The sequence below is a fragment of the Campylobacter sp. 110 genome (assembly GCF_002383965.1).
Taxonomy (GTDB): Bacteria; Campylobacterota; Campylobacteria; order Campylobacterales; family Campylobacteraceae; genus Campylobacter_D; species Campylobacter_D coli.
In genome coordinates, this window is the sequence record NZ_NXBD01000023.1 from 1 (window position 1) to 596 (window position 596).

At 24.5% G+C, this 596-nt stretch carries 1 protein-coding gene; it reads right to left on the bottom strand.

The window, feature by feature from the left end:
* Positions 1-510, bottom strand: a 510-nt coding sequence (locus tag BGS43_RS03105; RefSeq protein WP_096568737.1) for a DUF2920 family protein, incomplete at its 3' end; no start/stop codon positions are given.
* Positions 511-596 lie beyond the last annotated feature (86 nt).

Genomic DNA, 596 nt, shown 5'->3' on the forward strand with positions numbered 1-596 from the left:
AATAGCTGCCATAATGCCATAGTTTTGATAATCTCCATTAGGTGGGATAAAAGTTGAAGTAAAATTTAGTTTAAAGTTATGATCGAGTTTATTTTGCATTTTTAAATTTTCTACATGTTTTACTAAAGAATTTGCTAAAAAAAGCGCATTATCATTATTTATTTCACCATAAGAAAAATGAAACTGATTTAATAAATTTTTAATATTTTCAATATCTTCATCTTGAAAAAATTTATATGCACTGTATTTCTCAACATTTGATCTTCTATGACAAAAACAATGATAAAAAACATTTACTGTCGCTACATCAAATTTTTTAGCAATATATTCTCTATCAAAGTCTAAAAAAGAAATATTTGCATTAGCTCCAAAACCACCCACTATAAAAACTATAGCTTTGATATCTTTTTCATCATCATAACTTATACGGTATTCAAGTTTGCTAGTTCTTTTTATATTTAATTCTACATCATCACAAGAATCAATTTCAAAGCTTTGGTTTATAAGCATATATTTTTCCTTTTTAATTAATAATCAATTTTAACTGATTTTCTACATCTTTAAAAGTAAACACTTTATTCCCACAAGGATAAGAG